Raw genomic sequence first — 23,682 nt, forward strand, 5'->3', positions numbered from 1 at the left:
TTATTAAACATTTTATAATTAATGAAGAAAAGACTAACCCTTTGGAATACCAATTAATATATTTCACATAGTTAGTCTTTATTTTAATTTATTAAAACAACAAAAATCACTTAAAAACTTAATTTCATTGTTCATATTCATAAATCTTGGTAATAACACTATCAACATCATTATCATAAAAGACAAAAGGAACAACTGATTTTGATTGAGTTATATAACTATATAAATAAACTGATTTTTCAAGTTTATTAACCGCTGAACTAAGTTTTGCCGCCGTTTTAATGGCTGCTAATGCGACATCTTGTGAAGAAAAATAAATAAATTTCCCCGCTTGATTTGGATCAGTAATTCGATATACAACATAACGTCCATCAGAAATTATTAAATCTCATGATCTTTTCATTTTTAAGTTTCATGTTTTAATTTCATTTTTATGAACAAACTTTGATGTTAACTGAATTTTATTAGTTAACTGTTGGATTGCCTCCCTGGCACTACTTGTTGTTACTTCTTTATTGCCAAAAACATCATACGCTAAATATTGTTTCCGTAATGTTCGGTCCTTATTAATTAATTCTTTTTCCTTTGCTTCTTGTAATGTTGCTGCTAACATTCGCCCATCACGATCAGAAACATCAGGATCAGGAGAATACGAATACATTAACTTTGTCTGAAAGCTTCCTTCTAAATATAAGAATTTATCTAATTGTTCTGCTGTTGCTAAAAAATCTGGTCGTAATTGATAATAATACTGACCATCATGAACAACCGGCTTTGCTAATAACTTTTCTTTAACAGGAATTCAATTTAAATAACTTTGAATTAAGGATTGGCTATATCCTTTGTTATAATTAACATCATAAGCTTTATCCTTATAAATAAATCCTTTCCCATTAGTACTCTCAAAAGTAGGATTTGTAAGATAATTACCTTTTTTAATATCTTGATATGTTACTTAACGGTTATTATTTAAACCAAAATTAGTTAAAACACTATTAAAATAAAGGTCATATCAAGTATCATAAAAGCGGGTTTTTTCTTCAGTCGTAATATTCCCATTCGAAAAAACTCCTTTTTTCTCTGCGGTAACATCTAAAAACTGATCATCATTCTGCTTCGGATTAGCATATAACTTAATTTTCCCCACCGATTGGTCAACGACACTATAACTATTAATATCAGGTGCTTTTGTCTTTCCAAAACCATAACTTCATTTTGGAACTAAATTAATTTGCATCTTAACACGTTGATTTTTATAAATTCCAGTAAACTGACGGGTTCAATATTTATGTCCTAAGCCAACACCTTCCTTGTTTTCTTGGTACTCAATATCCTGTATTCTTAAATCAATTAATAAGATCTTGACCACTTTTTTTCACGCCAACATCTGTGAATTCCAAAGTTTGACTAGTTCCAGCGCAATAATCTTCTCCTGTTAAATATCTACCATTTAAATCAGAATATTGTACTGTTATTCGATTAGTGCCTGTTGCAGCAATTGCTAACCGATATCTCGTTTCGGTTTTAGCAACATCATTATAATAATCACCATTAAAATATTTGCGTAGATCTTTTTTTAATAAATCATAAATTAATTTACTATTTCCTTGTTCAACAATTGGTTTTACTAATGGTTTTCCTGGCAATGATTGGTTAATATTAGCATAATAACCCTCTTCCATTAAGGAAACCAAGGCATTAATATCTTGATTATTAAAAGCATTATAATATTGATTATTATAAATATAATATAATGATAAATATAATATAATGATTTATTAATTTTCATTTTATATTTTTCATTAATCTTTGCTTCTTATGGTGTATCAAACCAATAAAAACCATCATAACTGTATTGTGGTTTTACTAACCCTTCGTTTGTATAAATATTTAACGCATCTTGTCGACTATATGCCACATTCCCAAAAGCATCACGATACAATTGTTGAAAATTATTTAAATCAGCATCATAAATTTTCTTATCATCTAATGTCATATGTTCATAATTTTTAATAATTTTATTTGGATTAGAAGCAGTTAACATGGTAGTTACCTTATTATTTTTTAATAAATATTCATTTAATGCTTCATCAGAATGAAAGGTTTGACCATCATATTCACTATAATTAACTTGACCACCATAAACACGATTAGCTAAAATATTTTCTCGAAGAACTTCGCGACTAATCGCATAATCATTTGTTGGTGCAACTGCCGTATAATAAATACTAGAAGTTACTGTTGGAGTAATAGTAAAAATTGATGTTACTAGCACTAATAACTTTAACATTTTTAATTCACAACCTTTCTATCATCTTTTTCCCCTTGCACTCGAATAATATTGACATTAATTCAAGCAATAAAATCATTTTCATTAAAAAAGGCATGTTCACCAAACTGAAAACTATTTATTGTTGCATCAAAGTTTAAGATTTGATAATTAATATGATTTCATAGATAATTTCACGTTTGTTGGTGCGACATAAAGTATTTGTGATCACCATAATATTCTAAGGTATAAAGTTCAAACTTAATTCATAAATAATCTGATAATGCATCATAATGTGATGTTGTAATTAAATCACTATTAATAACTTGTTTATTATCAATAATTTCATTGTTATTAATAAAATTAATAATTTCAGTTTTACTATTAGCAAAAAACTCTTTTCCCGTTCTTGTTTGATAACGATATAAAACATCAAAGTTAGCTAACGCAACATTCTCAGCTAAACTAGCTAATGCTTCATCCTTATTTGAAAAATAGTTTCCAAAACCATCTAAATAAAAACTTTGTTGTCTTGGTTTAAAATAAGTTGTAAAAATTTGATTAATAAACTGATCTTTTTCCTCGCTTAAGGTTGAATCATAATCAACCTGATTAATACAATTGGTATCATCAGCTGTTGTCCCACAAATATTTGCATTACTAATTGTTTCGGGTAATCAGTATGGTACATCTTTTGCCATAATACTAATCATTAATTTTCTATTTGGAACATAACGCTCTGGATGTAAATAAATTTGTCGAATTAAATCTGCTTTTACAGCATCTTTTGATAAATAATATTGATCATTAAATTCATATAACTTTTGGCCTTTAGCATCTTTGCCATCTGGTAACATATAATTTAATGCTGAAGTTGCTAATGGTGTTACCCTTGTTTTGGGCTGAGAAGATGTTAATTCAATATCAAAAATTGGTAATTTAAATGTTGGTGTCACATAATATATTGAATTATTATGATCAATTTTATATTCCATTGTCTTTAAATAAATAAAACTAAAAGTTTTGCTTAACTCTCATATTCCACTAAAAATATTAGCAATTGGGAGAACTTTACCAACAAGTTTTAACTTACTTAAAATTTTACCAGCTGAACTACCAATTGCGCTCTTTAAGTTCCGACTTAAATTATTTCGCCCAGTTTGAATTTGTTTATCACTAGTATTATTATTTTTATAGAGACTTTGATAACCATCAGCAATCTTGTTTACCCCTTCAACAACGCTCATTACATTATCAATTGAAGATTGAATCTTTTGTGCAATATTTCACATTTTACGATTATTACCACCATCTTCAAATAAAGCACCCTGGTTTAAAAACATATTATAAATATCATTAAAAGAAACACCATAATCAAGAAGCTCATCTGCACCCTTATCAGAATTCATTAAGACACCCGTCGTTTCTTTATTATTATTTAAAATATCAACAATAATTTTCTTAAAAGCAGTTCCTAATTTTGTAGCGGCATAATCAGTTGATGAAGAATATACCTTAGTATAAGTTAACATTCGTTTCATTGCTACTAATAATTTATGAAAATCAGTAAAACTAGGGTCATTAATATCTTCTAAATTAATTGATGAATCTTCAATAATATTAGTAGGAATATTCAAAGTTTTAATTATTGTTTTTAAATTATTAAATTTACTTTGTAAAATAACTTCATCTTTAACTAAAAAGTCTATATATTCTATGATATTAAGATTATCCCAACGGTATTTTTTAACCTTGTTTTAAAAAAGAATAGTATTAATACTGTCAATTGTTCTAAATGCTAATGGTGCAAAGAAAATTGAGGGAGTAAAAGAACTAACTTCTTTAAAATTTAAACTTCCTGGTAATTTTTCTGTTGTTTCAACATATTTTGGACCAATAAAATAACTATTTAGAAGATCATTGCCTCTATCTTGTGAGATTCAATAAAAATTCTTATCTGGATTGACAACTTCTTTGACATATTTATTAACAGTATATTCATCAATATTATTCATCACAGTTAAAAATTCTGAAAAATTATAATTAGAAAAATATTGTCCACGATATTCAAATCCGTTTTTAATACCATTACGTAATCAATTCTTAATTTCTTGTTCCGTTTGACAAATTGCTCCTTGTAAATAACAAGTTGTTTTACTTGTTAAAGAACCTTCTAATTTTTTCTTAATCAAATTTTCATACAATTCTCTGGCTTCATATTCATTATAACGAATTTGGCCTTCAATGTTATAAACTTTTTGATAATTATAAAAGGTTTCCAATGCCTCGGTTTTTGTTAAATAAGCACTACTATCATTTCCACGATATACCATAGTTGGTTTTTCATATGATGCACTTAAAACATCACGTGATAACTCACCACTACTATTAATCGTATATTCTCCTGGATTACGATTTGTTTGAACAGTACTAATTGGAAAACGATTTTGAATATAATCCTTTAATTTTGATTGCGTACTAAAAACTTGTCCTTCAAAAAGATAATTATTAGTATTATAACCAAAACTGCCTTTTTGGGCACTATTCATTGCATACATAACAGCTGCTGCCTTGGTATTAAAATATTTATTATTAAACTGATAATAAGTTTGTACATTGTTACTTTGGGTTGTTAAAATGCATCCCGTTGCGATTCCAGTTGCACCTAAAAATGTAACGCTAGAAATTAAAATAATAAAACGTTTTGATTTTCAAAGTGACTTTTGCTTCACACCAAAAATTTTATCAACGATTTCTCGCGCAGATAATTTCTTTTTTGCCATAAATATATACTTTTCCTTTTCTTACTAAACGTATAAAATATGTAAAGCTAACTCTTCATCAATTGTAATATCTGAAGTTATATTACCCATTTTTAATGTTGTTTTAACATTAACAATCAACATGTTTTTATAATATGTTCGTGAATCTGACCCATAAACATAATTCATTGCTGGATCTGATTTAATCTCCGAAGTTAAAACTGCTTTTACTAATGATACATCAATATAAAAATCATCAAAAACTGTTGGCATAGAATCAAATATACTTTCAATTTTATAATCTTCTATAAAATTTTTTTTCAAATTTTTCAATATGTTTACTTTATTTTTAATAAAAACATTACTATCATCATAAATTTCTTTTACTAAATTTTCAGTAAGAAAATCCGATTTGTCAAATCTAACACCATGTATAGAACGGCTCATCATTAAAAACTTACGATAACTCCCGTCAAAAGCCTTAATTGCAGTAGTATCATTCAACATTTTTGACAAATAATTTAGTCTTTTTTTATCATTGCCAATAAAATTCTTTTGATTAAATAAAACTTGATTTTGATTACCTGTTCCTTCAATTTTATATTGACCAAATACTGATATTGATCCTACACAAAACCTAATCATAGCGACTTTGTCATTAGGAAGTAAATTATTACTATCTAATAAATCTTGAAATGGAATATTTTGTAATTGTTGCAAATTATAACTTACATCATAATTAAATAATATTTGTTCATTTTTTTTAATATCTGTGCTTACTTTAGAAAATTCATTCATTGAAACAATTGCTGATAACGAAAAATCAGGATATCGTTCCAACAAATCAGGAACATCCTTGAATAACTGTTGTGTTATTAAATCACTAATTAATTTATTAAAAAGTGTCCAACCAGTATTTATTAAACGTTTACTTCACTTTTCAATCTTATCTTCTGGTTGCGAATAATCAGTAATTCAATCATCATCAAAAGTAATTGTATTTTGCAATGATTTTTTAATTTGATCATAAATTGTTAATTCCTTTTGTTCTGACTGTGCACAGCTTATAACTGGCATAACACTTGTTGTTGTTAACAATGTCATTCCTAAAATAACTAAGAGTCCTCTTCATTGATTAATATATCCTTTCATATAATAATTTAATTGATATTATTTAACTTTACATTTTAATACGTTTATCTTATACATAAAAATATTTTTTATACATACTGATTGATTTTTTGATATATTATTTAAATTAATCTTTATTTTTTCTTTTTTCCTAAAGATTACATCTTAAACGTTATCAAAAGGGCCACAATAATCATAACATAATTTTAAAAATTACAAATTAAAAAATATCTTTAATTTTGTCGAAAACTCTTGATATTTATAAAATATACCTAAAATTAGGTATATTTTTAATATATAGAGGTAAATAAATGATGAAAAAAATAATTACAGAATTAATAAATAGCTTAACAGATGATCAATTTTTAGAATTTTATGAAAAAATAAAACAACAAGCAGACTTAATTAAAAAACAAAAACGTTTAAATGAAATTGATCAAAAATTTAGAGATAAAGGCATTATATGTCCTAATTGCAAATCTTTTCATTGTGTTAAAAATGGTCATAATTCCGAAGGAAAACAAAAATATTTATGTAAAAAATGTCGTGCTAGTTTTGATGCATTTCGTCATCATTTTACTTATTGAAGTCATTTAAATTATGAACAGTGAAATTTATTAATTCAAATTTCATTGTTAGGACAATCTAGTAAAATAATTTCTCGTTTTATTAAAACAACCCCAAAAACCGCTTGATATAATCGACAAAAATTAATGCAATCAAAACAATTAGAAAATACACAGTTAAAATTTAAAAAATTAAATGGTCAAATCCAAATGGATGAAACATTTATTAAAGAAATTCATAAAGGCAATTTTAAAGATAAATTTGATAAACGAAAAACTCATCTCGATCCATTTTCAACTGATACCAAATGCTGTATTCAAATGGCAGTTGATAGCAATAATAATATTTTTGTTCAATCCACCAATACCAAAAGATTACAAAAACAATGGATTATTGAAAATATGAATAAGCAACTAATTAAAGAAAAATCAATAATTATTTCTGATATGCAACCACTATATTTATTAGTAGCAAAACAAACAAATTCTACTCTATATTCCACCAAAACTAGTACAAACCCTGATACTAGTTATCAAAAGTTAAATAAGATTAGTAAATTACAATCCAGTCTTAAAGAAGCCTTAATTCATTATCATGGTTTGGGTTTCACTAATATTCAAAATTATTTAAAGCTCTGAAAATGAAAATACCAACACAAAGGTTTAACACCAAACCAACAATCAACGGTATTATATTTTAACGTTTAAAAAATTTAAAGCAAAATCATAATCTTACACAAAATTAGTTTTCAAATTGTCATATTGATGATTTTTTTTATTTCATCAAGAGTTTTCGACAAAATTAAAGAAAAATATTTTATTTTTAAATAATAAAATATTGTAAATTATCAAATGTTTTCTAATTGTAATAATGATGCTTTCATTTCCAATCCACCACGATAACCACGTAAAGCATTATTCTTGCCAAGAACACGGTGACATGGCACAATAATTGTCATTGAATTATTTCCAATGGCAGTTCCAACAGCACGAACGGCGCGGGGATGGCCAATTTTTTGGGCAATATCTGAGTAACAAGTTGTTGTCCCATATGGTATTTTTGCAACTTCTCGTCAAACTTTTTGTTGAAACAATGTTCCAATAAAATCAAACGGTAAGGTAAAAGTTGTTCGTTTCCCTGCTAAATATTCTGTTAATTGGGTAATTACCTTATCGGTCTTTCCCCCTTGATCAGCAACTAACAGAATATTTGTACCTTTTTTCTGTTGTCAATATTCTAACTCACTAAAACCTTTATGGTTAGAACCAATAAAAGTAACTCCTTGGTCAGAAACAGCAACATATAAATCTCAATTATTAAATTTTAAATTAGTATAGTATCATTTTATTACTTTTTGCACAGCCATATTTATTTTTCCTCTCTTGTCATAACTTTTGCATACTAAAATAAATTCTTTTATCCATTAAGTTAATAAAATTATACTATTAATTTTAATAAAAATAATTGGTAACTAACAAATATTTAAACTTCCGTTTCTTCTTGTTGATGATTAGCTAATAACTTTTCATAACCATCATTAATTTTTCGCATTAGTTCTTCACTATCAAAACTTTTATTTAAATCAGGATGATATTTTTTTGCTAACTGACGATATGCTCGTTTAATATCATTAATTGAAGCTGATGAATTTAACCCAAACAATTGATATAATTCTTCTAATTCAGCAGTAGTTGATGCAGGTTGTTGAAAGTTTTCTCATGTTTGTGAATCAAAAAAAGTGTTAAAATCAGTTTCTAATTTCTGAATAAATTCTTGATAAATTTTATTTACCAAAGTAAGATGTTCATTTAAAGCGGTAGAAAAAACTGCTTCTAATTCAGCAAAAATTTGGCGATCTTTTCATCGTAAATAAAATTTAATTTGTTTCAAAATTGTAAAACTACCAAGAACTAAATGCGTTGCTAACATCTTTCTAGTTAATAAGACACATGGTTTTAAAAAACATTCAACAAAAGTTTTATCTCATGTTTCTTGATAATATAATGCTACAAAGACTGTTGCTAACGGTTCAATGTTGTTACTAATAACTTCTGTTAATAAATTATTTAATTCTTCATTAATTGTTGTAAAATATTCAATAAAAATATCGTTTGCAATTGGGTCTGTTGTTTTATTCAAATAATGAATTAATTCTCAATAATCAGACATAAATAATCCTAAGTTAAAATCAATTTGATAATCTGGGATTGAAGTATCAACATATCGTGGTAATGGTAACAAATATTTTGCAATTGATTCATCTTCAGCAATAATTGTCATCATAAGCTCATAACTTTTATCAGCTTGGTCTTTGCCATTAATGGTATGTTCTTCATTTTTAAAATGATATTTTGCCTTTCGAAACCAAAAACTAAACAAAGCTCCCACTAAAGAAAAAGCAACAATGACCAAAACTATAATTACTCAATTCATTGTGATATATACTCCTTTTTATAACAATTTTACTATCGTCAATTTATTAATCAAATATTATCTATTGTTCTTTTTGCATTACGGCATCAATTTCACTCTTAACAGCCACACTAATATTACCAAATGGCATAATTACTGTTTGTAAAACAGTATCAATGTGTTTTAGTTTAAACTTTGTTTTTAATAATTCAAAATCAACTTCATCCAAATCTTTTACTGTTACTCGTAAACGGGTCAAAGTTGCTTTAACCATAACAATGTTATCACTTGTCCCTAAAATCGTGATTAGGTCATTAACAGAAAAAGAGATTTTTTGCTTTGGAATTAAGAATTTTTGAAAATTAAAAATCTTTTTACGAAAAACCATCATTAAAATAAATAATAGCATTAAAATCATGGCCACTACAATAATGATGATATATTCTGCTCGCATTGCTACTCATCCCTTCTGTTGTTATTACAATGTGCAAATAAAATTTTCATTTTAGCAATCATACTTAAATTATTTTCTTCATCATAAAATAAATTTAATGTTTTTTGACTAATTTTTAATTCAATTTGCGAACTCAAAATTTCTGATTCATAAGTATCAATAACTAAACTTTTCCCTGCTAATTCTCCTGTTAAGCGAACAACCTGTGCTTGGTCCAAAATAATAGAAGCATTAATCGTTGAAAATGTTGAATTAGCAACGGGGGCAATTTCTTTTAATTGTCATAATGTTGTCATATTCGCCGCAATAATTGAGCCATTAATTGCTCGCATATACCCTGTTGACCCTGTTTTTGTTGCAAATACTAAACCACTCCCACGAAAATGTTCTAACAAATCATTATTGACATAAATGTCAGTCCGAATTGTTTTAACATGGTCAACAACTTTTGCTTCGTTTAAAGCATAGCGAATAATATTATTGTTATATTTAATTTCTAATAAGGGCATTTGCCGAATCCGCGCTGTATCATTAATAATTGCATCAATTGCTCGAGAATATGTTTTCTCATCATAATTAGCATAAAACCCCAATGATCCAGACTTGATAACAATAAAATAAACTTCATCAATAATATCTTGGAACTCATTAACAGCGCGTAATAAGGTACCATCCCCACCAATAACAAAAACATATTCTGGATTAACAATATCTTCTGCTAAACCATAATTTTGTAATGTTTTGGCAATTTTACTAACCAACTTGGCTGATTCTTGATAGTCATTTGCAATAATTGCATATTTAAACATTGTTATCATCCACCTTTTCTTAACATTTTAGTTATATTATACCTTTATTTTAAATTGTAAGTCGGATTAATTAAAAAATAGGCAGTATTTCTGCCTATTTTAGCGAGATAGGGTTAGTAATTCAACATCAGTAAACTGTAATAAATTAGTTTGACTTAAATGATGGTGAATTTTATTATCTGGTCAAAAAATATAAGTAAAAGTAAATCCAACATAAGTTAACCCTTGTTTTGTTCGAAACTTATTACATGATCCACGCGGAACTGATATTAGTTCTTTTGTTTTTGCATCATATAAAAAACTTTGTGGAATATAAAATAAGACGACATGGGTGATAGAAACCATTACAATTCCTAAAATAAACATTGGTAATCAGGCAAATGGTCACATGTACTTAAGCCCGATAAAGTTTGTATTTCATCCTCCGACATTAAAACCACCATTATTTCATGTTTCTCCACTACTTGGACCAACAAATAACTGATTAGTTTTAAAAATCCAATCTCAAACTACTGCGATAATTGAAAATAATGTTAATCATAATAATTGTCATTTAAATAATAAACCACTATAAGGGTGCCCAACTAAACCATATTTATAAACATATAAATAAGCAAAAATAATTAAAGTATGTAGAATAAAGTAATTATAATAAAAGAAATTATCTAAGCTTCAATACCCATTAACTGGTGTAATAATTGCTAAGATTGGTAAAATAATTGCTGATGGTGCTACAACTTCAAAAAATTTTCGACTAGGAAAAATTAAAATAAATCCTGATAATAACTGGTGCAGACTACATAAATGTAAGGGCATTAATTCACTTAAACCACGAACTTGGGACGGACCAACTGGTCCTCAAATTCATTCTGTTTTTAAAACAAGTGCTAAATATGATACTCAAATCGCATAAGTTAAAAAATAAGTTGCAATTTGATAACTTCCAATTGAAATTCGAATTCATTTTCAATTAACAGTTTTAGCATAATATTTTTTTGCAAAAAATAATGATCCAATAATTAAGACAAAAATAGCAATTCCAACTAATTGAAAAATATAACTATGTCCTTTAGAAAATCATTGGCTCGTTCAATCTGCTCCTGGTACATATGAACCTGCTGGATCAAAGAATCCTCAAGGTCCATCACTAGAACGAACAAATTTCATCTTTCTATTTTCTCCTTTGCTTAAAATTATAAATTATTAAATAATTTTTCAACATTATTTTACAACAAAATTAATAATTTTATTTTTAATAACAATTTCTTTCACGATGTGATGATTAACTAAAAAAGTTTGAACATTAGGATTTGCTTTTGCTAAAGCTAATAAATCCTCATCGGAAGTATCAATCACAACTTCTAATTTAGCACGTAATTTACCATTAACTTGGACTGCAATTATAACTTCATTTTTTTGTAAATATTTTTCATCATAAGTTGGTCAAGTTGATAATGCAATTGCTGATGTTTGTTGTAAATTAACTCAAATTTCTTCTGCTAAATGTGGTGCAAAAAGACTTAACATTTTCGTAAACCCTTCAAAATATGGTTGATAAATGGGGGTCTCATCTTTATAACAAGCATTAATAAAAACCATTAATTGCGAAACAGCAGTATTAAAACTTAGTTTTTCAATCATTTCTGTCCCTTTTTTAACCATATTATGATAAACAAAATCTAATTGGTGATTATTAACTTGCGTAAAGTTATTATTTTTAACAAGACGATAAACCCGATCTAATCATTTTCGGGCTGAGTCTAAACCGCTTGGATTTCATAGTAACGATGCTTCAATTGGACCCATAAACATTTCATATAACCGTAAAGTATCAGCTCCATGCGATTTAATAATATCATCAGGATTAATTACATTACCTTTTGATTTACTCATTTTTGTCCCATCAGCACCTAAAATCATCCCCTGGTTCACTAACTTATAAAATGGTTCTGAAGTTGGGACTAACTTTTGATCATATAAAAATTTATGTCAAAACCGTGAATATAATAAATGCAAGACAGCATGTTCTTGGCCACCAACATATAAATCAACTGGTAATCATTTTTTTAATAATTTTTGTGCTGCTGAACTTCGTAAATCTAACATTTCATTGTTTTCCATTAAAATATAGCCCAAGTAATATCAACAACTACCAGCTCATTGCGGCATTGTATTAGTTTCTCGTCGCCCCTTTTTACCAGTGCTATCAACAACTGTTAACCAATCTTTTGCATTAGCTAATGGTGATTCTCCAGTTTGCGAAGGTTTAATGTTTGTCATTTTTGGTAATTCTAATGGTAATTCTTTTTCATCAACTAAACTAATTGAACCATCTTCTCAATGAATAACCGGGAATGGTTCTCCTCAATAACGTTGACGAGAAAATAATCAATCACGAAGTTTATAAGTTACCTTTGCAGTGGAATGTCCTGCCGCTGATAAAACAGTAATTGCTTTTGTGACTGCCTCGTTAGTTGTTAAACCATTTAAAAACTCCGAATTAATGTGTTTTCCATCCTTATTGTGTAATTTTCCATGGTGTTCACCTTCAATAACATAACTAATTGGTAATTGATATTTTAAAGCAAACAAATAATCACGCTCATCATGACCAGGAACAGCCATTACAGCTCCGGTTGCATAAAATGGTAACACATAATCAGCAATCCAAATTGGTAAAACTTTTTTGTTAACTGGATTAATTGCATAACTTCCAATAAACATTCCCGTTTTTTCTTTACTATTGTCTTGACGATCTAAATCACTTTTTGCTTTTGTGGTTGCTAAAAATTCTGTTACTTTTGTTTTGTATTCTGATGTTGTTAATTTTGTGACTAATGGGTGCTCTGGTGCTAAAACTATGTATTCAACACCAAAAATAGTATCTGCTCGAGTTGTAAAAACTTCAATAATTTCTGAACTATCTTGAACTGCAAAATTAATTTCAGCACCAACTGATTTACCAATTCAATTACGTTGTAAATCCTTGACTGATTCTGGCCAATCAACTTCATCTAAACCTTCTAATAATTTTTCAGCACAAGCCGTAATCTTTAAAACTCATTGCCGCATTGGTTTTTTATAAACTGGATAATGTCCTCGTTCTGATACCATTTTGCCATTGATATTTAAAACTTCTTCATTTGCTAAAACAGTTCCTAGTTCAGGACACCAATTAACATCAACATCACGCATCTCAGCTAAACCATTTTGATATAATAATTCAAAAATCAATTGTGTTGTTTTAAAAAACCCTGGTGAAGAAGTATTAACCTCTTTATTATAATCATAACTAAATCCAAGGGCTTTTAATTGATTCCGAAAATTAGCAATGTTTTGTAATGTAAATTCAGCAGGATCATTTCCTGTTTGTAAAGCATATTGTTCAGCTGGTAATCCAAAAGCATCTCACCCAATTGGATGTAAAACATCATACCCTTGTAATTTTCGCATACGGCTAACAACATCAGTTGCAACGTATCCTTTTGGATGTCCAACATGTAAACCTGCCCCCGAAGGATACGGAAACATATCTAAAATATAAGCCTTTTTATCAGAATTATTTGTTGTTTTAAAAGTTTGGTGTTTTTCTCAATATTGTTGTCATTTTTGCTCAATTGCCTTATGCGAAAATTCCATTTTTATTATCCTTTCTTAATTTTATCTTTTCTTATTATAGCATTGTTCGTAAAGTTTGTTAGCGGTTTAAGCACTATTAATTTAATTTTATTCGCGTATAATAAGAACTATTAAGAAACCAAGAAAGTAGAGGAAAAACAATGAGTGTACAACAAGCAGCACAATTTCGTAAAGCCATCAAAATTTACGATAAAACAAAAACAATTAGCGATGCTGATTTAAAAACAATCTTAACCACCGGTACTTTAGCACCTAGTTCAAATGGATTAGAACCAGTGAAAGTTATTATTATTAAAGATCAAAAATTAAAAGAACAAGCAGCATTAAATTGTTTTATGGCAGGAAACCAACAAAAAGTAAAAGACGCTCCAGTTTTGGCATTATTATTAGGAGCAAACGGAGATTATTTAACTTCAGAAGAATTTCTAACAAAACGTTTGGGACGAATTTTTGAAGGCGAAGCATTAACAAATAATGTAAAAGGAATGAGTAATTATTTAAAAACTTGCCTAAGTCCAGATATGTTTTCTGATGAACAAACACATATAGTTGCTAGTTTTTTGGCATTACAAGCAGCTGATTTAAAAATTGGGTCAAGTATTATGGGCGGGGTCACACCAACCCAAGCTATTCCCTTTTTTAAAGAACACAATATTGTTGACACAACAAAATGACATTTAGCTTTAGGAATGCTTTTTGGATATTATGATGACAACACAGCAGGAACAAGTTTTCCCCGCTTACGAATTCCAGAAGATGAATTTGTTACTATCTTTTAAAAGTTAATACACAGATAACAATTAATCAGAAAGCAATAATATAACCATGAAAACATCACTTAAAACATTTTTAATTATTAGTTTAAGCTGTAATGTTATTTTTCTATTAGCACAAATTGCAACAACGATTCCGTTAGTATTATATAAAAATACCTTACACTTAAGTAATGGTGATTTATCACAAATTTTCTTTGGAATTTTAATTATTATTATTCTAACAATGTTTATTGGTAATTGAATTATCGTTCGAAATCCCTTACGAAAACTAAGCAAAACTAAAGAATTAACTCCGTGACAAGCAGATTTAGGATTTAATATTATAACCAAATATTCACATTTACAAACAGAATATGATGGTTATCTTTGATATTTAAAGAAAAAAGGTTTTATCCTTGTAACAACCCTTGGCATTAACTTTAGCTATGCTTTAATTACAGCTGTTATTTTTTCTATCTTAAGATAAATAAAAAAAGAAAATAATATTATTTTCTTTTTTTATTTTGAAGCTTTCGCTTCTAAGTTATCTTTTTCTTTTGTTTTTTTGCAGCTTCTTTTCGTGCTAAGGCTTTCGCTGCTTTTTTCTCCGCAATTAAACGACGGCGTTTTTTCATTGCCATTGCCATTTCCTATTCACCTTCTTCTTTTGATTGTTATTAAATTTTTTTAACAACTAATTTTAACTTAACAATTCTTGTTCAATTTCATTACGAGTTACAAATCCAGTTTTTCGTTTTAATTCACTTCCATTTTGAAATGTAATTAATGTTGGAATTGATAAAATTCCATAATCTTGAGCAAGATCTTGTAATTCGTCAACATTAATTTTAACAAAATTAACATCACCACGGTCTTTTGCCAATTCACTAATTACCGGCGCAATCATTTTACATGGTCCACATCAATCAGCATAAAAATCAACTAATGTTAATTTGTTTTCGGCAATTGCTTTTTTAAAGTCATCAATAGTTTTTATTTCATTTACAGCCATTTTTACTCTCTCCTTTACTGAACTTTCTTGCTTTTTTTATCATATCACAAAAGTTTTATTTTTTTAATAAAAACTGTTGCAAATATTTTGCTGGTCCATCTTCCCGATTTGATAACGTCACCTCATTGGCCATTGCTTTTAATTCATCAATTGCATTACCAACAGCAATTCCAACTCCAGCTTGACGAATCAATTCAAGATCATTATAAGAATCACCAAACGAATAAGTTTGACTAATATCAATCCCAATATGATGTGATAAAAACTGTAATGCACTCCCTTTTGAAATACCTTTACAAGCAATTTCAAAAACACGATTATTATACTGTGTAATATCTAATTGTGGTAATAGTTTCCGTAATTCTTGTATTAATCCTGCCGCATCATTATCATTCAATGATTCATGTGTAATAACATTGGCATGCGTAATGTCTTCAATAATCTCTTCTGGTTTAGTAATAACCTGATATTTAGTTCGCATTATTTTTGATCAATAATAAGAATTTTCACCATACTCATAAACATAAGTACTATTATTACTAAAAAAATGAACTTTATACTTTTGATAAGTAAATTTAAAAAGAGTATTAATTTCAGCTGTTGTAAAAATCATCATTCATAAAAAACTATTTGTTTTAAATGAATATGCACTTGCCCCATTGTTGGCCAAAACATAACCATGATATTTATGAACTTTTAGTTTACGGGCTTGACGAATTGCATCATTTGCTAATCGCCCCGTTGTTACCACAAACGGAATTCCTTTTTTTTGCACTGAATTAATGGTTTTCTTCGTCAATTTACTAAAACGATGATTATCCTTTAATAAAGTTCCATCTAGATCTGAAAAAACGGCTTTTTTCATCTGTATCCTTCTTTCTAACCAAAAGTTGTATGATCAATTATTTAAGGTATGTATCAGACACTATTTTATAGTTTTATTAATTATAGTAGAAAAATAACAAAATTAAAAAAAATTTTACAAAATTAAAAAACACTTATAAAGTGTCATTTGTTTCTTTTTATGGTCCGGGTGAAGGGACTTGAACCCCCACGAGTTACCCCGCCAGATCCTAAGTCTGGTGCGTCTGCCAGTTCCGCCACACCCGGGTATTTGGTTTTTAAAAATGGTCTCCTGTAAAGGACTTGAACCTTTGACCCACTGGTTAAAAGCCAGATGCTCTACCTACTGAGCTAACAGGAGAAAGTCAATGGTGCTGGCTAGAAGAATTGAACTCCCAACCTACTGATTACAAGTCAGTTGCTCTACCAGTTGAGCTAAGCCAGCCTATAATTAAAAAAATGGTCCGGTGTAACGGACTTGAACCGCTGACCACCTGCTTGTAAGGCAGGCGCTCTCCCAACTGAGCTAACACCGGAAAATGGTGACCTGTACGGGGTTTGAACCCGTGAATGCATGCGTGAAAGGCATGTGTGTTAACCGCTTCACCAACAGGCCAATAAATATTCGTAAAAATTGTCAAAAAAAATAATGGCGCCTAGTGCAGGACTCGAACCTGCGACCGATCGGTTAACAGCCGAGTGCTCTACCGACTGAGCTAACTAGGCATAGCATATTTTTTAGCCTTATTCATTATATACTAAATATTGAAAAACAAGCAACTATTTTTAGCCGTTTTTTTAATTTTTATAAAACTCTTTAAAAATTAAATTTGTGCAATAACTGTTGCATCAATTTAATTTATTTATACTTTTAAAGATAATTTTATAATTAAGCTTAAAATAGCCAAAATATTTAAAAAACAAAAAATTTGAATTAATAGTCTTTTCTTATTTTTATTAAGAGTACTAAAATCTAATAAATAAAATAACATTAATTACATAAGTCACATTAAGAAAAGAAGCATAAAGAAATTATGCAAAATAACATGAATATAATTATATGATGTAAAGAAAATTCAGATTCCATTTCTATTTGTTGCAATAATTATCTTACTAAAGGGTTGGGCATATAAATAGCTTAAAGTTATATACGATATAACAATATTGGCAATTAATCCAAAAAAACCTAAATAAACCGGAATAAAATCTATAATTTTTTTAATAAAATATTTTATGCTCTTTTTTCTTTTGAATTCTGTAAGAATTTCGTTTTTTGCATTTTCAATCTGATACTCATCATTATCTTTTAAAATAACGTGTTGATTATTGTAATATATTTCATATAAACTTAATAATAAAAAATAACTAAAGATAAGCATAAGTAACAATAATTTACCAATTAAAAATAAATCATTTAATAACATCAAAAATAAAGGCATAAAAATAATAATAAAAACATTTAAAACAGTACAATAAAATATTCGCTCTTTTTTTAGGTTAACTATAATATTTACTTGTTTTTTTTTGCGTTAAAATTTTGAGGATAACTCCGATTTTTCATTATTTTAAATAAGAATTTTTGCTCATGATGTTTAATTATATACAATTGAAAATATCAATCAATAATATTAATGACAATACTTACACCTGTTAATATAGAAAAATTAATGGGAAGTCAGTGTCAATTAATATCTCAAGTATAATAAATACAAAGTAAAAAAACAGAATTATTAATACTGTTGTAATACAACGTGACCATAAACTATTTTTAAACTTATTTTGACTAATAATCATTTTTTAAAACATATTTAATAACTTTTTCATTATTAATCTTCCTTTTAATTCAAACTTAATATTATTTTTAAAAATTATCGTGTTAGTAAATATTTATCATGACTTTTTCTTAGTTTGATTATAGCAAATCCAATCAAAATATAACAAAAAAACAATATTTTTTGTTAAGATATATTTATAACTTTAAGAAGATAAACAAAAAGAAAGTTTAAGATAGTTATCTAAAATGAAAAATAAACAGCAAAAATGATTTATAATTACCCGACCAATTAATTTTCTTGGTGTAAAAACAATCTGAAAAGATATTAAAGAAATACCCAAGAGTTTTAAGATTCTTTTAATTTGTCTTGGCATTATTGTTACCTTATTATCTTTTTTTGATTTTAATCATTTTATTGATCCTTATAATAATCCTTCTTTCTTTAGTATTGTAAATGTCCTAAATACTCCCAAACCTTATTTGGGCAATATGCAAAAATGAATTGATGCAACATTATATTCCTTAAGTGGATTAGTTAGTTTTACTGGAATTTTAAATGTTTTTTTAATTAGTTTTGGAAAAATGAGTAACTTTTTTTGAGGTTTAATTAATGTTACAACTTTTGGATTATTTGCTTTTGATTTTGGTTATACCGGTGATGCACAATTAAATTTATTCTTTTATCTACCCTTTCAGTTTATTGGTTGATACATTTGACAAAAAACATTGGTCTTTGAACAAAACCCCTCTTTAAACATTAGAACATCAAAATGATGAATTATAACCCCAATTGCCCTAAGCGCTTGTGCTATTTTAACAATTGCTTGATATTATGAAATTCCCGCCTTTCATTATGCTGTTGTCAAACAAGATTATGCTTATTTATACCAACCAGTTCCGCATCTTTTCGATAGTATTACTAATGGTATTGCAATTATTGCTTCAATTCTAATGTTTTTACGATTAAAAGAACAATGAATTTTATGATTAATTTCTAATATTTTGCAATTTTCAATGTTTGCTGAAGTAAATAGTGTTGGTGGTAATCATCCTATATCAATTAATATTAATATGCTAATTCAAATGAGTTTCTTTATTGTTAATACAATTATTGGTTTTTTAATTTGAAGTGGTTATTTAAACAAAGAAAAAGCAGAATAATAATTCTGCTTTTTTTAAATTATTTCTAATAATTCCATTAATAAAATTTTTAAATCACCCGCCATTTTTTTGGTTTGTTTCATAATATAATCATCATCCACAAAATCAGGATTATCACCAATTGAACAAACTGTTGCTGTTGCTAACCCAGCCACTTTCATCCCACTATGAAAGGCGGAAATTGCTTCTGGAACAATACTCATTCCAATCATTTGCGCATATGGTTTATACATCCTTGCTTCACTAGCTGTTTCAAATATTCCGCCTGGATATCCAACATATACTCCTGTTTTTAATTTAATATTGTTTTTTTCTGCAACTGTTAATAGTAACTGTCGTAATTTATTATCATATAAATTCTGCGGAATTGGTCAGCGAATTCCTAATCGTGGATTATTTAATCCAATAATTGGATTGTCACCAAAAGCATTAATATGATCTGTTATTGCACAAATTTCGCCAATTTTAATTGCTTGTGCATTTAGACTAGCAGCCGCATTAGATGCTATCATTGTTTTAACATTTAACAGTGCTAAAGTATAAATTGGAAAAGCAATTTAACTCATGCTATATCCCTCGCAATAATGGTGTCGCCCTTGCATAAACACCACTTTTTTACCATTATGTTCAGCAAAAACTAAATTTCCAAAATGATGTGGTGCTGTACAACCTGGTCAAAACGGAATATCAACATATTTAATACTATGATTAATTTTAAATTAAGCAGCAAGATCATTATAACCTGAACCAAGGACCATTAAAAATTGATAGTCTTTTCAATCAACTACTTTTTGTTTCAAAAAATTAACGGCTGTTGTTAAATTTTCATCATAAATTTTATTATCTAACCGCATATTACTAGCCTCCTTACCTTCTTCTTTATATTTTAAAATAAACTTATTATTAATACAATTATTCTTTTACATTATTTTTAACAAAAAAACTCTTTCAAAAAGAGTTTCCTTGCATATTTATCTTTTCAACGTTACTGGACAAAGGCAAAAGCAATAAAATATCCAATAAAACAGAGGTCTAAAATATAAATTGTAATTGCCACAGTTTTGGCTTTTTTTGTAATTAAACAAATTAAGGCATGTGCAATAAACCCAAGCGCTAAACCATTTGTAATTGAAAAGGTAACAATCATTGTAATAATCGTAAAGAAAGCAGCAATTCCGAATTCTGGTTTTGCTCATTCAATATCTTTAATTTGACTAACCATTAATGTTCCAACAAAGATAACCGCCGCCCCAGAAATCGCTGGCGTAATTAATTTAAAAATTGGAAATAACGGAATTGCAACTAAAAACATTGTTCCTGTAATAATGGCAGAAAATCCAGTTCGTGCTCCTTGTGAAACGCCAGTTGTTGATTCAACAAAGCTTGTCACCGGTGAACATCCTAATGTTCCACCAACTAAGGTTCCAACAGAGTCAGCAATTAGAGCGCGTGGTTTTAAATCATATTGTTCTCCTGTTGCGGTTGAAATTTGTGTTGAAACAGAATATAACGTTCCTGTTGTATCAAAAAAATCAAAAAAGAGAAAAACAAAAATTGAAATATACATAATTGGTGATGTTCAAATTTTTGGATTCGTAAATGCTGTGAAAGTTGATTTTAAATTAGTACCAAAGTCATTAAAATCACTATAACTTCAACCCTTTCAATGTGCAAAATTTGATCGGATAAAATCACTGTCAATAACATTCCCAATAATCAAAGAAACACCCAGCCCTCCCAAAATTGCAATTGCAATTGCTCCAGGCACTTTATTAAAGTGTAAAACAAAAATTAGAATTAATACCCCAAAACCCATTAAAATCATTGGCCAATTAGTTTTTAAATTTCCTAATGTTGCAACTGGAATTCCACCATTAACAACAATTCCTCCTGGCGTAACAGCATTATCACCAACAAAACCAATATTATGTAAACCAATATAAGCAATAAAAAAGCCGATTCCAGCCCCAATTGCCAGTTTTAATGAATTTGGAATTGCATTAATAACAATTGTTCGTAATTTTGTTACTTAAATAAGACAAAAAATAACCGCTGACAACATGACAGAAATTAAAGCCCCTTGGTAACCCAAACCATTATTAGCAACATTAAAAGTAAAAACAGCATTCAGTCCCATTCCTGGTGCCAAACCAACTGGCATATTTGCTGATAACCCCATAATTAATGTAGCAATGAAAGATGCCGGTGCTGTAGCAATGAAAATTCCGCCAAAAGCCATATTCTGACTTGGATAGGTCGGATGATTAATATCTGGTGCAATAGATAACATATTCGGTTGGACGGACAAAATATATAACATTGCTAAAAAAGTTGTTAAACCACCAATAATTTCTTTTTTAAAAGTAGTTTTTAAATCACCAAAACGAAAAAAAGTTTCAATCTTTTTTTTAAACATTTAATCTAACTCTCTATTCAAATCTATGTAAAAATAAAAAACATTAACCTTGTTGATAAACATAAGTTAACGCAAAAAGAAAGAGCATTAACCTATAGAGTCTTTGTTACATTGGCAAAACGTAGAAACGCTAGACCATATTACTAGCATATACAGGTGGTGTTGTTTAATATATTTATTCTTTAAATATACCAAATTAAATTTTAAAATTCAATCCCTTTAACATAAACAAATGACATTTTCAGAAAACGGGAAAAAAGCTTTAAAACTAGTATAAATTTTAAAAGTTTTTAAATCTTTATCTGATAAATATTCTGTTGCTAATGTTATTAGATCTTGGCGATAATGTTATACTAAATTTGTTCAACAAAACCAACCAAGAATTAAAAAAATAATCCCCATAATTGATAAAACCTGAATTGCAATTCCCATCCCATTAATAACATCACTGTCTTTTAAGAATTGTGTTAAAATAACTAAAATTGTTGTTCCAATAAATAAAAATAAATCAAACACTAAAAATTATGATAAAAATTTTAATCAAAAAAAAGATTTTGACTCTTTTGTTTTTTTATTATAAACATAATAAAAATGAAAAATAATATCATAAATTTTAGCAATACTTTTGTCTTTATAATCATTTTGTCGAATAACTACGGCATTACTTATTTTAGAAAAATTACGCGCTTTAATAATACGTTTTCGTTCCCCGATATTAACATCTTGAAAATCATTATCATCTAACATTTTTCGTAATAATTTTCGTGGTTCTAAAGCTGTTTTACGTCTTTTATATCCAAGTAGAACAAAACCAAAAGTTAATCATCCTAAAATAAACAAACCTGTAATTACAATGAAGACAAAATAAACTAATCCTGTTATTTGTGCTAATCCAAACATTTTTAATCACATTCTCCTTACATATAAATCTTACCTTATTTTTTAGATTTTTCGTCTGGTTCTTGGGTAATTAGTTTGCCATTTTCATCAAATGACTTCGCACAAAATCCAACACCATCGAAAACTTCAGGGACACATTTAAAATTATTTTCAATTTCTTGTAATTTCTGTTGAATTTCTGCTTCTGTTAATTGATTATCTCTTTGATCTTTTTTCATAATTTTAATTCCTCACTGCCAATAATTATAACACTTTATTCTATAAGCAATCAGAGAGTAACTTTAATTTAATTATCTTAAATTTTTAATACTATTTTTTCGATAAAAATAGATAATAAAAAACAAAGAAATTTTCTTCTTTTTTTTAAGATAAAGCTTAATTAATTATCTAAATAAGCAATTGCTTTAATTTCAACTAAAGCATCTTTTGGTAAACCTGTAACAGCCACTGCTGAACGAGCGGGAAAGTCTTCGATAAAATATGTTTGATAAACTTCATTCATTGCCGAAAAGTCATTAATATCTTTTAAGAAAATATTAACTTTTACAACATTTGCTAAGCTATAACCAGCTGACTGAATAACTGCTTTTAAATTTTCTAATGCTCATTTTGTTTGATCAGTAATTGTTGTTCCACCAAAAGTCATTGTTGATGGATCTAATGGTAATTGTCCTGAAACATATAGAAAGTTACCAGCTTTAATTGCTTGTAAATACGGACCAATTGCCTGCGGAGCTAAGGTAGTTGCGATAATTCTTTTACTCATCTTAAATTTTCC

The 23,682-nt window shown here is 28.0% G+C and carries 26 protein-coding genes, 6 tRNA genes, 1 pseudogene and 1 riboswitch; of the genes and pseudogenes, 4 read left to right on the forward strand and 29 right to left on the reverse strand.

What is annotated here, in order from left to right; all coding sequences use genetic code 4:
• Nucleotides 1-118: 118 nt before the first annotated feature.
• The 7 genes from ACOBME_RS04200 to ACOBME_RS04230 form a co-directional block, all read right to left on the reverse strand.
• Nucleotides 119-661, reverse strand: coding sequence for a hypothetical protein (locus tag ACOBME_RS04200; protein ID WP_338964205.1), 543 nt, complete (start codon nucleotides 659-661; stop codon nucleotides 119-121).
• A gap of 294 nt (nucleotides 662-955) precedes the next feature.
• A complete protein-coding gene (locus tag ACOBME_RS04205; RefSeq protein WP_338964208.1) occupies nucleotides 956-1,237 on the reverse strand; it encodes a hypothetical protein in 282 nt (93 codons plus the stop codon).
• A 49-nt stretch (nucleotides 1,238-1,286) separates the two neighbouring features.
• Nucleotides 1,287-1,682, reverse strand: a complete 396-nt coding sequence (locus tag ACOBME_RS04210; protein ID WP_338964210.1) for a hypothetical protein — start codon at nucleotides 1,680-1,682, stop codon at nucleotides 1,287-1,289.
• A 134-nt stretch (nucleotides 1,683-1,816) separates the two neighbouring features.
• Complete coding sequence (locus ACOBME_RS04215; RefSeq protein ID WP_419334395.1) at nucleotides 1,817-2,290, reverse strand: hypothetical protein; 474 nt, start codon at nucleotides 2,288-2,290, stop codon at nucleotides 1,817-1,819.
• A gap of 2 nt (nucleotides 2,291-2,292) precedes the next feature.
• The gene (locus tag ACOBME_RS04220; protein WP_338964214.1) at nucleotides 2,293-3,906 is read right to left on the reverse strand and encodes a hypothetical protein; all 1,614 of its coding nucleotides are present in this window, start codon (nucleotides 3,904-3,906) and stop codon (nucleotides 2,293-2,295) included.
• 120 nt (nucleotides 3,907-4,026) lie between these two features.
• Entirely contained in the window at nucleotides 4,027-5,052 is a 1,026-nt protein-coding gene (locus ACOBME_RS04225; RefSeq protein ID WP_338964216.1) for a hypothetical protein, read from the reverse strand.
• Nucleotides 5,053-5,076: 24 nt separating this feature from the next.
• A complete protein-coding gene (locus ACOBME_RS04230; RefSeq protein WP_419334398.1) occupies nucleotides 5,077-6,183 on the reverse strand; it encodes a hypothetical protein in 1,107 nt (368 codons plus the stop codon).
• Nucleotides 6,184-6,473: 290 nt separating this feature from the next.
• Here ACOBME_RS04230 and ACOBME_RS04235 point away from each other — a divergent pair, with 290 nt between their 5' ends.
• Entirely contained in the window at nucleotides 6,474-7,436 is a 963-nt protein-coding gene (locus tag ACOBME_RS04235) for an IS1/IS1595 family N-terminal zinc-binding domain-containing protein (protein WP_338963247.1), read from the forward strand.
• A gap of 137 nt (nucleotides 7,437-7,573) precedes the next feature.
• On the opposite strand, the gene ACOBME_RS04240 is transcribed toward ACOBME_RS04235, so the two are convergent.
• From ACOBME_RS04240 to leuS, 6 genes are all read right to left on the reverse strand, one after another.
• Entirely contained in the window at nucleotides 7,574-8,095 is a 522-nt protein-coding gene (locus tag ACOBME_RS04240; protein ID WP_338964223.1) for a methylated-DNA--[protein]-cysteine S-methyltransferase, read from the reverse strand.
• Between the two features lie 116 nt (nucleotides 8,096-8,211).
• Nucleotides 8,212-9,162 (reverse strand): J domain-containing protein, encoded by a 951-nt coding sequence (locus ACOBME_RS04245; protein WP_338964225.1) that lies wholly within the window; start codon nucleotides 9,160-9,162, stop codon nucleotides 8,212-8,214.
• Nucleotides 9,163-9,223: 61 nt separating this feature from the next.
• A complete protein-coding gene (locus tag ACOBME_RS04250) occupies nucleotides 9,224-9,595 on the reverse strand; it encodes a PTS sugar transporter subunit IIB (RefSeq protein ID WP_040092734.1) in 372 nt (123 codons plus the stop codon).
• 2 nt (nucleotides 9,596-9,597) lie between these two features.
• Entirely contained in the window at nucleotides 9,598-10,404 is an 807-nt protein-coding gene (locus ACOBME_RS04255) for an NAD(+)/NADH kinase (protein WP_127093379.1), read from the reverse strand.
• 99 nt (nucleotides 10,405-10,503) lie between these two features.
• Nucleotides 10,504-11,571 (reverse strand): TMEM164 family acyltransferase, encoded by a 1,068-nt coding sequence (locus ACOBME_RS04260; RefSeq protein WP_338964232.1) that lies wholly within the window; start codon nucleotides 11,569-11,571, stop codon nucleotides 10,504-10,506.
• 54 nt (nucleotides 11,572-11,625) lie between these two features.
• Nucleotides 11,626-14,043, reverse strand: coding sequence for a leucine--tRNA ligase (gene leuS, locus ACOBME_RS04265; protein WP_338964235.1), 2,418 nt, complete (start codon nucleotides 14,041-14,043; stop codon nucleotides 11,626-11,628).
• A gap of 140 nt (nucleotides 14,044-14,183) precedes the next feature.
• Between leuS and ACOBME_RS04270 the strand changes: the two genes are divergently transcribed.
• Together ACOBME_RS04270 and ACOBME_RS04275 are read left to right on the forward strand one after the other, a co-directional pair.
• Nucleotides 14,184-14,822, forward strand: a complete 639-nt coding sequence (locus ACOBME_RS04270; RefSeq protein WP_338964237.1) for a nitroreductase family protein — start codon at nucleotides 14,184-14,186, stop codon at nucleotides 14,820-14,822.
• A 46-nt stretch (nucleotides 14,823-14,868) separates the two neighbouring features.
• Complete coding sequence (locus ACOBME_RS04275) at nucleotides 14,869-15,285, forward strand: hypothetical protein (protein WP_338964239.1); 417 nt, start codon at nucleotides 14,869-14,871, stop codon at nucleotides 15,283-15,285.
• A gap of 213 nt (nucleotides 15,286-15,498) precedes the next feature.
• On the opposite strand, the gene trxA is transcribed toward ACOBME_RS04275, so the two are convergent.
• From trxA to ACOBME_RS04320, 9 genes are all read right to left on the reverse strand, one after another.
• Complete coding sequence (gene trxA, locus ACOBME_RS04280; RefSeq protein WP_040092726.1) at nucleotides 15,499-15,810, reverse strand: thioredoxin; 312 nt, start codon at nucleotides 15,808-15,810, stop codon at nucleotides 15,499-15,501.
• Between the two features lie 55 nt (nucleotides 15,811-15,865).
• Entirely contained in the window at nucleotides 15,866-16,675 is an 810-nt protein-coding gene (locus tag ACOBME_RS04285) for a Cof-type HAD-IIB family hydrolase (RefSeq protein WP_338964244.1), read from the reverse strand.
• A 160-nt stretch (nucleotides 16,676-16,835) separates the two neighbouring features.
• Nucleotides 16,836-16,920, reverse strand: a tRNA-Leu gene (locus ACOBME_RS04290).
• Between the two features lie 18 nt (nucleotides 16,921-16,938).
• Nucleotides 16,939-17,014: transfer RNA gene (locus tag ACOBME_RS04295), tRNA-Lys, on the reverse strand.
• Nucleotides 17,015-17,022: 8 nt separating this feature from the next.
• Nucleotides 17,023-17,098, reverse strand: a tRNA-Thr gene (locus ACOBME_RS04300).
• Nucleotides 17,099-17,113: 15 nt separating this feature from the next.
• A tRNA-Val gene (locus ACOBME_RS04305) sits at nucleotides 17,114-17,189 on the reverse strand.
• 4 nt (nucleotides 17,190-17,193) lie between these two features.
• Nucleotides 17,194-17,269, reverse strand: a tRNA-Glu gene (locus ACOBME_RS04310).
• 34 nt (nucleotides 17,270-17,303) lie between these two features.
• Nucleotides 17,304-17,379, reverse strand: a tRNA-Asn gene (locus tag ACOBME_RS04315).
• Nucleotides 17,380-17,648: 269 nt separating this feature from the next.
• A complete protein-coding gene (locus ACOBME_RS04320) occupies nucleotides 17,649-18,077 on the reverse strand; it encodes a hypothetical protein (protein WP_419334404.1) in 429 nt (142 codons plus the stop codon).
• Between the two features lie 596 nt (nucleotides 18,078-18,673).
• On the opposite strand from ACOBME_RS04320, the gene pnuC reads away from it, so the two are divergent.
• On the forward strand, nucleotides 18,674-19,588 hold the full coding sequence (pnuC, locus tag ACOBME_RS04325) for a nicotinamide riboside transporter PnuC (protein WP_338964246.1): 915 nt from the start codon (nucleotides 18,674-18,676) through the stop codon (nucleotides 19,586-19,588).
• A gap of 14 nt (nucleotides 19,589-19,602) precedes the next feature.
• Here pnuC and ACOBME_RS04330 read toward each other — a convergent pair whose 3' ends face one another.
• The 7 genes and pseudogenes from ACOBME_RS04330 to ACOBME_RS04360 all read right to left on the reverse strand — a co-directional run bounded on the left by ACOBME_RS04330 (nucleotide 19,603) and on the right by ACOBME_RS04360 (nucleotide 23,670).
• On the reverse strand, nucleotides 19,603-20,145 hold the full coding sequence (locus ACOBME_RS04330) for a phosphorylase family protein (protein WP_338966568.1): 543 nt from the start codon (nucleotides 20,143-20,145) through the stop codon (nucleotides 19,603-19,605).
• A gap of 162 nt (nucleotides 20,146-20,307) precedes the next feature.
• A complete protein-coding gene (locus ACOBME_RS04335) occupies nucleotides 20,308-20,442 on the reverse strand; it encodes a hypothetical protein (protein ID WP_419334408.1) in 135 nt (44 codons plus the stop codon).
• 131 nt (nucleotides 20,443-20,573) lie between these two features.
• Nucleotides 20,574-22,004, reverse strand: a pseudogene (locus ACOBME_RS04340) (NCS2 family permease).
• A gap of 75 nt (nucleotides 22,005-22,079) precedes the next feature.
• A riboswitch (purine riboswitch) is annotated at nucleotides 22,080-22,180 on the reverse strand.
• Between the two features lie 172 nt (nucleotides 22,181-22,352).
• Nucleotides 22,353-22,520 carry a hypothetical protein gene (locus ACOBME_RS04345; RefSeq protein WP_338964250.1) on the reverse strand — a complete coding sequence of 56 codons (168 nt, stop codon included), beginning with the start codon at nucleotides 22,518-22,520 and terminating at the stop codon, nucleotides 22,353-22,355.
• Nucleotides 22,521-22,526: 6 nt separating this feature from the next.
• Nucleotides 22,527-22,904, reverse strand: a complete 378-nt coding sequence (locus ACOBME_RS04350; RefSeq protein ID WP_338964252.1) for a hypothetical protein — start codon at nucleotides 22,902-22,904, stop codon at nucleotides 22,527-22,529.
• A 35-nt stretch (nucleotides 22,905-22,939) separates the two neighbouring features.
• Nucleotides 22,940-23,122, reverse strand: a complete 183-nt coding sequence (locus tag ACOBME_RS04355) for a hypothetical protein (protein ID WP_040092722.1) — start codon at nucleotides 23,120-23,122, stop codon at nucleotides 22,940-22,942.
• Between the two features lie 161 nt (nucleotides 23,123-23,283).
• Nucleotides 23,284-23,670: a RidA family protein gene (locus ACOBME_RS04360; RefSeq protein WP_419334411.1), complete on the reverse strand. Its 387-nt coding sequence runs from the start codon at nucleotides 23,668-23,670 to the stop codon at nucleotides 23,284-23,286.
• Nucleotides 23,671-23,682: the final 12 nt, after the last annotated feature.

Source organism: Spiroplasma endosymbiont of Sarcophaga variegata (genome assembly GCF_965178695.1).
Lineage (GTDB): Bacteria > Bacillota_I > Bacilli_A > Mycoplasmatales > Mycoplasmataceae > Spiroplasma > Spiroplasma poulsonii.